8 protein-coding genes are annotated in these 9,890 nt (G+C 68.6%); all 8 read left to right on the top strand.

The window, feature by feature from the left end; all coding sequences use genetic code 11:
* Nucleotides 1–136: 136 nt before the first annotated feature.
* From ACOJSN_RS09480 to ACOJSN_RS09515, 8 genes are read left to right on the top strand one after another with little or no spacing between them, the layout of a single operon-like run.
* The gene (locus ACOJSN_RS09480) at nucleotides 137–1,969 is read left to right on the top strand and encodes a DUF2264 domain-containing protein (protein ID WP_420112250.1); all 1,833 of its coding nucleotides are present in this window, start codon (nucleotides 137–139) and stop codon (nucleotides 1,967–1,969) included.
* The gene (locus tag ACOJSN_RS09485; protein ID WP_420112251.1) at nucleotides 1,966–2,979 is read left to right on the top strand and encodes a hydroxyacid dehydrogenase; all 1,014 of its coding nucleotides are present in this window, start codon (nucleotides 1,966–1,968) and stop codon (nucleotides 2,977–2,979) included. Before ACOJSN_RS09480 ends, ACOJSN_RS09485 begins: the two co-directional genes overlap by 4 nt.
* The gene (locus tag ACOJSN_RS09490) at nucleotides 2,976–3,836 is read left to right on the top strand and encodes a sugar phosphate isomerase/epimerase family protein (RefSeq protein WP_420112252.1); all 861 of its coding nucleotides are present in this window, start codon (nucleotides 2,976–2,978) and stop codon (nucleotides 3,834–3,836) included. The genes ACOJSN_RS09485 and ACOJSN_RS09490 overlap by 4 nt, the downstream gene beginning before the upstream one ends.
* A gap of 53 nt (nucleotides 3,837–3,889) precedes the next feature.
* Nucleotides 3,890–5,164, top strand: a complete 1,275-nt coding sequence (locus tag ACOJSN_RS09495; RefSeq protein WP_420112253.1) for an extracellular solute-binding protein — start codon at nucleotides 3,890–3,892, stop codon at nucleotides 5,162–5,164.
* Nucleotides 5,165–5,179: 15 nt separating this feature from the next.
* Nucleotides 5,180–6,109 carry a carbohydrate ABC transporter permease gene (locus ACOJSN_RS09500; protein ID WP_420112254.1) on the top strand — a complete coding sequence of 310 codons (930 nt, stop codon included), beginning with the start codon at nucleotides 5,180–5,182 and terminating at the stop codon, nucleotides 6,107–6,109.
* Nucleotides 6,102–7,055 (top strand): carbohydrate ABC transporter permease, encoded by a 954-nt coding sequence (locus ACOJSN_RS09505; RefSeq protein WP_420112255.1) that lies wholly within the window; start codon nucleotides 6,102–6,104, stop codon nucleotides 7,053–7,055. Before ACOJSN_RS09500 ends, ACOJSN_RS09505 begins: the two co-directional genes overlap by 8 nt.
* 1 nt (nucleotide 7,056) lies before the next feature.
* Nucleotides 7,057–7,668, top strand: coding sequence for a hypothetical protein (locus tag ACOJSN_RS09510; RefSeq protein ID WP_420112256.1), 612 nt, complete (start codon nucleotides 7,057–7,059; stop codon nucleotides 7,666–7,668).
* A 44-nt stretch (nucleotides 7,669–7,712) separates the two neighbouring features.
* Nucleotides 7,713–9,758, top strand: a complete 2,046-nt coding sequence (locus tag ACOJSN_RS09515; protein WP_420112257.1) for a prolyl oligopeptidase family serine peptidase — start codon at nucleotides 7,713–7,715, stop codon at nucleotides 9,756–9,758.
* Nucleotides 9,759–9,890 lie beyond the last annotated feature (132 nt).

Genomic DNA, 9,890 nt, shown 5'->3' on the forward strand with positions numbered 1-9,890 from the left:
TCAATCATCACGGGCAACGGACGGCAATCGGGTTGACCACCCCGGACGGCTGACGTATCGTTTCGCGGGTTCGATGAAACATGATTCATCGAACCCTGTGTCACCGCACGACTGATTCCTCGACGGAGAGGCCCCGATGCCAGTACAGCCGCTCGCTCATGCACTGACTGGAGCACGCTCGTCGCGCACGGATGTCGCTGAGTTCGCCCACGCGCTGTGGCTCCCTGTGCGGGACCGCCTCTCGCCCGGTCGCGCCGCGGCACGGCTGGGAGGCACAGGAGCCCACTTCGACGACGACGCGGCCGGCTTGGAAGGGTTCGCTCGCCCCCTGTGGGGGCTCGTGCCGCTCGCGGCAGGCGGTGGTGACATCGACCTGGACCCCGTACTCGCCGGCATCGAGGCCGGGGCCGACCCCGCGTCTCCCGAGTACTGGGGTGAGGCGGTCGACCGCGACCAGCGGTTGGTCGAGATGGCCGCACTCGGCCTCGGGCTCGCCCTCACGCCGGAGCGGTTCTGGGACCCGCTGGCCCCGACGTCACGCGACCACCTGTCCCGTTGGCTCGCCCGCATCAACGACGTCGAGTGCAATGACAACAACTGGCTGTTCTTCCGGGTGCTCGTCAACCTCGGCCTCGACCGCGTGGGTTCGCCGCTCGCCAACCCGGCGGGCACCGAGGCGGCTCTTGAGCGGCTCGAGTCGTTCTACCTCGGCGACGGCTGGTATGCCGATGGCGCCGTCGGCCGCGCTGATCACTACGTGCCCTGGGCCTTCCACTTCTACGGCCTGATCTACGCCCGCCTCGCCGGCGAACGTGACCCCGCGCGCGCCGAGCGGTTCCGCGAGCGCGCGGCGTTGATCGCCGAGGACTTCGCGCACTGGTTCGACGACGACGGCGCGGCGCTGCCTTACGGCCGCAGCCTCACCTATCGATTCGCCGCCTCGGCGTTCTGGGGTGCGCTCGCGTTCGCCGATGTGGAGGCGCTCCCCTGGGCGCGGACGCGAGGGCTCTACACGCGGCACCTGCAGTGGTGGCGTGGCCGGGACGTGGACGACCGCGGCGTGCTTCCGATCGGCTACGCCTACCCGAACCTGACCATGGCCGAGGCCTACAACTCCCCCGGGTCGCCCTACTGGGCAGCGAAGGCGTTCCTGCCACTGGCCCTCGCGGAGGACCACCCGTTCTGGTCCGCCGTGCCCGCACCCAGCCGGCGGGAGCCGGTCCGCACGCAGAAGCACGCCGCTCTGATCCTGTGCGACGACCGCGACGGCGGCCACGTGGTGGGGCTGGCCGGTGGACAGAACGCCGACCAGTTCCGGCACGGTCCTGAGAAGTACGACAAGTTCGCCTACTCCACATCCTTCGGCGTCAGCGTCCCCGCCAGCGGCTACTGGCTGCACGAGCAGGCCGGCGACTCGACCCTGCTCCTGAGCGAGGACGGAGTGCAGTGGCGCGGCCGCCGCGCGCCCGAGGACGTCAAGATCGATGACGGCATCGTCTGGTCGCGCTGGCGAGCGTTCGATGACGTCGAGGTGGAGACCTGGCTGTGGCCCCAGCTGCCCTGGCAGCTACGCGTGCACCTGATCCGCACCGGCCGGCCACTCCGGACGGCGGAAGGCGCGTGGGCGCTCGATCGCACCGGCGACCGCCCACCCACCTCACGCGGACCCGAGCCCACCACTCCTGGTAGCGCGAGCGCCACCACCGCAGCCGGCTTCAGCGGCATCCGCGACCTCGACGGCAAGCGCTCCGGCGACGTGGTCCGTGCCGCCCCGAACACCAACCTGATCCACCCCCGCACCGTGATCCCGACGCTGCTGGCCGACCTTCCAGCCGGCACACACGTGCTGCGATGCGCCGTGCTGGGCAGTCGTCACGGTGAGCCTGCGGAGTGGCGCACACCCGTGACACCGCAGCCACGCACTCCCATCACGACGCCTCCCGTTCCCCTCGAAGGCGTGCTCTCATGACCACACGACCCACCGGCCTGCTCGTCATGGGGACCCGCGCGTACACGCAGCAGTTCGGCCCGGCGGAGCTCGCGCGGCTGCGCGCCCTGGTGGACCTGCCAGACCCGGTCTACCTGGAACGTCTCGATACCCCACAGGCACGCGAGCGGTTGCGGGACGTCGAGGTGATCGTCAGCTCCTGGGGCTGCCCGGCCATCGACGACGTCACGCTGGCTGTCGCACCCCGGCTCCGAGGGATCTTCCACGCGGCCGGGACCGTACGCAGCCTGACCACCGAGGCGATGTGGGACCGCGGCATCACGCTCACCACGAGCGCCTCAGTCAACGCCCTCCCGGTCGCCGAGTTCACGCTCGGCGCCGCGATCCTCGCAGGCAAGCGCGCCCCCTTCCTCGGTGCGGCGGCCACGGAGCAACGCACCGACTGGTTCCATGATCGAGACCGCTTCGGGGTGGCGAGCAACCGCGACGTCACCATCGGCATCATCGGCCTGTCCAGGATCGGCCGCCTCGTGGTCGAGCTGTTGCGGCCACTGGGCTGGCGAGTGCTGGTGTGCGACCCGGTTGTCTCGGAGGCGGAGATCCGCGCAGCCGGAGCGGAGCCCGCGTCGCTCGACGACCTGCTCCGCGCCGGCGACATCATCTCGATCCACGCGCCCGACCTGCCGAGCACGCACCACATGATCGGTGCCCGCCAACTGCGGCTGATGCGCGACCACGCGACGCTCATCAACACGGCGCGCGGTCGGCTCGTGGACACCGAGGCCCTCACCCACGAGTGTGTGAGCGGGCGGCTCAACGCGATGCTCGACGTCACCGACCCCGAGCCGCTGCCGTTCACCTCGCCCCTCTACCGCCTTCCGAACGTCATGCTGACGCCGCATATCGCCGGTTCGCAGGGACCGGAGACGCGCCGGATGAGCGCGCACGCGATCGACGAGCTCGAACGCTTCCTTCGCGGTGAGCCGGTGATGAGCCAGGTGGTCCGTGACGCGATGGCGGTGATGGCATGAGCCGCGGATGGACCCTGGCGGCCTCGACACTCGGTGCGGTCGAGGAGTCCCTCGAGGATGTCGCAGCCATCTGTGCGCGCCACGGCGCCAGCGCAGTCGAGCTCCGCACCGCCTCGGACGCCCCGGTCCACGTCGATCTCTCCGCTGCCCAGCGCCGCGAAGTCCGGGCGATCTTCGACGGCGCCGGGATCGGCATCCTGACTGTCGCCAGTCGGGTCAGGATCGCCTCCGACGACGGCGAGACGCTCACCTCTCTGCGTGCTCACCTCGACCTGGCCGCCGACCTCGGCGCTCGGTACGTCCGAGTCTTCCCGGGAGCGCCGGCGGCGCCCGCCGCACCCGACGAGCTCCCGACCCTGGACGATCGCGACCAGGCCGATGCCACCGCCGTCGAGCGCTTGGTCGACGCGGCCGACCAGGCCGCGGACCGCGACCTCGGCATCCTGGTCGAGACGCACGACTCCCATCCCAGAGGCGCCGACGTCGCCCGGATCCTCGACCGCGTCGGCGACCATGCTGCCGTCGGAGCCATCTGGGACCTGCTGCACCCCTGGCGGGTGGGTGAGCAGCTCGAGGCGACGGCCCGCCACCTGATGCCGTACCTGCTGGATGAGCGCGGATACGTGCAGATCAAGGACGTGCCGAGCCGCCAGAACACCTTCCCGGTGCTCCAGGGCGCAGGCCAGATCCCGCTCGACGCAGCGCTGGCGCTGCTGAGCGACTCCGGCTACTCCGGCCCGCTCGCCCTCGAGTGGGAACGCCACTGGCAACGGGATGCCGCTCCCCTGGAGGACGCCGTCGCAGCCGCGGTCAGCGCGCTCGCGCAGGCGCCTTCGACATCACACCCACGCCGCTGACGACCGTCACGGCACCGACAGCCGCCACCAGGCGGCGACAGAGAGGAAGAGCAATGAAGCTGAACCGGAGGAACTTCCTGACCGCAGCCGGAATCGGCGTGGGCGGCCTGCTGATGGGCGCTTGCGGATCCGGCGGCGGCACCGGGGGCAACGGCGGTGGAGGTGGTGGCAACGGCCGCCTGAGCATCCTCACACCCGAGTTCGCGGGAACCGAGGGCAAGGAGGCGTTCGAGGGGAACATCCTGTCCGGATTCCCCGACACTCAGTTCGCCGTCGACTACACCGACTGGGATCGCCTCAACGAGAAGCTCTCCGCAGCGGTCGCCGGCGGCGTGGTCTCCGACCTCATCATGGTCGGCGCGGGCTGGGTCGAGCCATTCGCCCACAAGGGTGTGCTCACCGAGCTGCCCTCGACGATCGGTGACGGCAAGAACATCAACGAGAACCTGTTCAAGGTGGCGCAGTACGACGGCGCCACCTTCGCCCTGCCCTACTTCGTGGACGGCCGCATCCTCATGTACCACCGCGAGATGTTCGAGGACGCCGGGGTGGACGAGAGCTCGCTACCGACGAACCTCGAAGACTTCCGTGAGCTGCTGAAGGTCGTGCAGCCCGATGGCGGCGTCGGCTTCGACATGTTCACGCAGAACCTGCGGCAGGTGTGGGCCCATCTCGTGGGCGCGTTCGGCGGGACGATGTTCAGCGAGGACGGCCTGTCGGTAGCCTTCACCGACGGCTCCGGGGTCGACGCGCTGCAGTACATGCTGGACCTCGTCGCTGACGGAACCGTCAACTACGACGTCCAGGGCGCCGAGGGTCAGCCGCGGCCCTGGCAGCAGAAGGTCGCCGCGATCGATCTGCAGAACTCCTCGGCGTGGCCGAACCTCACCGAGCAGACGCCCGACCTCGTCACCGAGGAGAGCATGGGCATGATGCTGCTGCCATCGGCCGACGGCGGCGATCCGGTGATGTTCCAGGGTGGCACGCTGCTCACCGCCTCGGCACGCAGCCAGAACCCCGAGCTGGTCCAGGAGCTGATCGGGTTCCTGCTCGAGCCGGAGAACATGCTCACGGCCGTCGAGATGGTCGGCAAGGTGCCCTCACGTGACGACCTCGACGACCCGATCGTCAACGACAACCTGATGGCGGCGTACATCGTCGACAACTTCGAGTACGCGACCGTGTACGAGGGCGGCAGCCCCGCCTGGATGGAGGTCCGCGGCCAGGTCGCCGCCGAGATCGAGGCCGCCGTGGTCGGTCAGAAGACGGCCGCCGAGGCGGTCGACGCACTCGCCGCCGTCGCCAACGACGCCCTCACGCGGGTCTGAGGGACCGAGGCTCGCATGACATCGACGACTGCGGCGTCACGAGACGTCACCGGTCGGCGGGCGCAGCGGCACACACTGGCGCGCCGGCAGGCAGCGTGGGGATGGATCTTCGCGCTGCCTGCCACGCTCCACATCGCGATCTGGACCGGCTTCCCGATCATCGTGGCGATGCTGCTCAGCCTGACCCACTACGACATGCTCAACCCACCCACGTGGGCGGGGATCGAGAACTACATCACGATCGCGAACACGCCGCTCTTCTGGCGGGCGATGCTGCACAACCTCATTATCGCGGCGGTGGGCATCCCGATCTCGATGCTGCTCGCACTCGTGCTGGCCGTGATGCTCAACCAGGGCATCCGCGGATCCGGCCTGTTCCGCACCGCAGTGTTCCTGCCGCACATCACGGCTACCGTCGCCATCGCCATGATCTGGCTGTGGATCTACTCACCGGGTCAGAACGGTCTGCTCAACTACATCGGCAGCTTCTTCGGAATCCCGAACCAGGGCTTCCTGAACAATCCGTCGCTGGCGCTCCCCGCCGTCATCGTGGTGACGATCTGGCAGGGCCTGGGCCTGAAGACGATGATCTATCTGGCGTCGATGCAGACCATCGACGCCCAGCTCTACGAGGCCGCTGAGATCGACGGCGCCTCAGCGGTGCAGAAGTTCATGAGCATCACCGTGCCGATCCTGAAGCCGACCACGTTCTTCATCCTGGTGACCTCGATCGTGGGCAACTTCCAGACGTTCGACCTCATCTACATCCTCACCCAGGGCGGGCCGGCCAACGCGACCACGGTCATCACCTACGAGATCTACCAAACGGCGTTCCAGCAGTTCCGGATGGGCCTCGCGACGGCGCAATCGGTGGTTCTGCTCGTGGTGCTCGTGCTGCTGACCATCCTCGCCCGCAAGCTCACAGGAGGGCGTGACGATGACTGACACAGTCACCCAGATCGCCGAGGTTCATGAGGCAGTGGCCTCGACCGACGTCACACAGCGGCGGCGATCTAGCCGCTCTGCCAAGCAGCAGCGTCGATTCCGGCGGGTGCTGCTGTTCGTGCTGCTGATGGTGATCGCGTTCGTGATGGCAGCACCCTTCATCTGGATGCTGCTCACCGCGGTACGAACACCGCAGGAGCTGTTTTCCACGGACATGCCACTGCTGCCCGCCGAGTGGCGGTGGGAGAACTTCGTCACCGCGCTGCAGACCGCACCGTTCCTCACCTATGCCCGCAACTCCTTCATCATCGCGATCGGTCACACGCTGTCGAACATCGTGCTCGCGTCGATGGCCGGCTACGCGTTGGCCAAGATCAGGTTCCGTGGGGCCACAGCGGTCTTCGCCTTCGTGCTCGCCTCGATGATGATCCCGTTCTACGCGATCGTCATCCCGGAGTTCCTCATGGTGCGGCATGTGCCGCTGTTCGGGTACAACGACATCCTCGGCCAGGGTGGCACCGGGTGGATCGACACCTGGTGGGCATTGCTCGTGCCTGGCCTGGTGTCCCCCTTCAACATCTTCCTGTTCCGGCAGTTCTTCCTCTCGACCCCGACCGAGCTGATGGAGGCCGCGCGCATCGACGGCGCCGGCGAGTTCCGGATCTTCGGGCGCATCATGGCGCCGCTGATCCGCCCTGGCATGCTGACGGTGGCGCTGCTGGCGTTCGAGTCCGGGTGGAACAACTTCCTGTGGCCCCTGCTGGTCACGTCCCGGCAGGAGATGCGGGTGATCCAGCTCGGGCTGTCGGTGTTCCGGCAGGAGGCGGGAACGGACTTCAACCTGCTGATGGCCGGCACCACGATGGCCGCGGTACCGATGATCGTACTGTTCGCGATCTTCCAGCGGCAGTTCGTCAACGGCATGGTCGCCTCGGGGATCAAGTGACATGAGGGAGATGCGCCTGATGCGGTGGCTGCGCGTGCCGGCCGCGTTCATCTCCGCCAACTGGGCGGGACTGCTCGCCATCGTCGTCCTCGGCCTGGTGCCGGCAGCGGCGGGCAACCAGCGCGTGATGTCGCGTCTCGACCACCACGCGGACGAGGCCGGCACGGTCGTGCTGCGCCAGCTGCGGCGGACCTGGTGGCGCGACCTGCCCGTCTCGCTCGGGATGCTCGTGTACCTCGGCCTGGGTGCGGCGACGGTGGCCCTGATGGCATGGGTCTACGAAGGGCCGGTCCGCGTGTACTTCGTGGGCATGCTCGTGCCGGTGTACTGGGTGGTGGGGGCGGCCATCGCGGCCTACGTCCGTGCCGCTGCCACGATGCCGCTGACCGCCACACGAACCGAGGTGCTGAGTGCCGCCGGTCACCTCGCGCTCACGTATCCGGTGCGCGCGTTGCTCACCGTGCCCGCGACCGTGCTGGCCGCCCCCGCCTACGTGCTGGCCCCGTTGACGGTGGCCTGCGGACTCAGCCTGCCTGCGTGGGTCCTGGCCCAGATCTGGCGCGTACACCCGGCCATCCGCGGCGCCCGGCCCGCCCAGCAGGGCGCCACCTGACGCCCTTGTCCGCCACGGCGATGCGGGGAACGTAGGGTGGCTGGGTGACTGACGACCCGTACAGCTGGCTGGAAGATGTCGACGGCGAGACCTCCCTCGACTGGGTGCGTGAACGCAACGGTGAGAAGGCGGCCGAGCTGGCAGCGACGCCGTCGTTCGCTGCCACGAAGCAGCGGATCCGTTCGATCCTGGACTCCGACGAGAAGATCCCGGACGTGACCCGCCGCGGCGATCACCTGTACAACTTCTGGAAGGACGCCGACCACGAGCGTGGGCTGTGGCGGCGCACCACGCTGGAGTCCTACCGCACCGAGTCCCCGGAGTGGGAGACGGTGCTCGACCTCGACGCGCTCAACGAGGCCGAGGGGGAGAACTGGGTGTGGCACGGCGCCACCGTGTGGCGGGGCGCTGGCACCGATGATGCCTTCAGGTATGCGCTCGTGAGCTTGTCGCGCGGCGGCGCCGATGCCGATGTCACGCGCGAGTTCGACCTGCACACGAAGACCTTTGTTGAAGGCGGCTTCCACCGGCCGGAGTCCAAGGGCGGTGTGGCGTGGGAGACGCTGGACTCGGTGATCGTCTTCACCGACTTCGGTGAAGGATCGATGACGCCTTCAGGTTATCCTCGGATCGTCAAGCGGTGGCATCGCGGAACCGCGCTCGAGGATGCTGTGACCTTGCTCGAGGGTGACCCCGAGGACATGTACATCGGCGGGGGAAGCGACCAGACGCCCGGGTACGAACGCACCTTCGTGTTCCGTCGGAGGACCTTCCGTACCGGCGAGATGTACATCGTCGAAGGCGAGCAGCTCCTCGAGATCCCGACGCCGCCCTCGGCGGAGGAGGATGTCCACCGCGAGTGGCTCACCGTGGAGCTGCGCGAGGACTGGACACCTGCCGATGTCACCTATCCCGCCGGCGCGCTGCTCGCGGCGAAGCTCGAGCACGTGCTCGCCGGGTCCACGGAGTTCCACGTGCTGTACGCCCCCACCGACACCACCTCGCTCGCCGGCGCCAGCTGGACGCGCGACCACCTGGTGCTCAACATCCTCGACGATGTCACCAACCGGCTCGAGGTGCTCACGCCGGGCGCGGGTGGTTTCGCCCGAACCGCGGTCGACGGCGTCCCGAGCGTCGGGACGGTCGCGGTGGCCCCGGTGGACCCGGTCGCAGGCAACGACGTCTGGCTCTACATCACCGACTTCCTCACGCCCACCACGCTGTCGCTCGCCACGATCGGCGCCGACGGTGAGATGAGTGAGCCCGAGCCGCTCAAGGCGATGCCGACGTTCTTCGACGCCACCGGTCTGGTCGCCGAGCAGCACTTCGTGACGTCCGACGACGGCACCCGGGTGCCGTACTTCCTCGTGCGCCGGGAGGATCTCGCCTTCGACGGCACCGCGCCCACGCTGCTGTACGGCTACGGCGGCTTCGAGATCTCGCTGACGCCTACCTACTCCGGCGGGCTGGGTTCGGCGTGGCTGGAGCAGGGCGGCGTGTACGCGCTGGCGAACATCCGCGGTGGCGGCGAGTACGGCCCCGCCTGGCACCAGGCGGCGCTGAAGGCGAACCGCCACAAGGCGTACGAGGACATGGCGGCGGTGGCACGCGACCTGGTCGCGCGTGGCATCACCTCGCACAAGCACCTCGGCGTGCAGGGCGGCTCCAACGGCGGGTTGCTGACCGGCAACATGATCACCCGCTACCCCGAGCTGTTCGGTGCGGTCGTGATCCAGGTGCCGCTGCTCGATATGAAGAGGTACAGCCACCTGCTGGCCGGCGCTTCCTGGATGGACGAGTACGGCGACCCCGACGATCCGGCGCAGTGGGAGTTCATCCGCACGTTCTCGCCGTACCACCTGTTCGACGCCGACCGCGAGTACCCGCCGGTCCTGTTCACCACGTCCACGCGAGATGACCGGGTGCACCCCGGGCACGCCCGCAAGATGGCGGCCGCCATGCTGGCGTCCGGCAAGGACGTGACGTACTACGAGAACATCGAGGGCGGTCACGGCGGCGCTGCCACCAACGACCAGGCCTCGCACATGAGCTCGCTGGCGTACGAGTTCCTGCGGTCCCGCCTCGGCTGACACACCCGGCACCGTGACCGAGCACCAGGACCCCACATGAACAGGGTCCCGATCGGCGATCTGCCCAGCCACCTGCAACCACACCAGGCCGCACTCGGCGACCACCGGTGGCAGAGCGTGGATATTCCGACG

Origin of the sequence: Pseudactinotalea sp. (assembly GCF_048594945.1) — a bacterium.
In the GTDB taxonomy this organism is placed as follows: domain Bacteria; phylum Actinomycetota; class Actinomycetes; order Actinomycetales; family Beutenbergiaceae; genus Pseudactinotalea.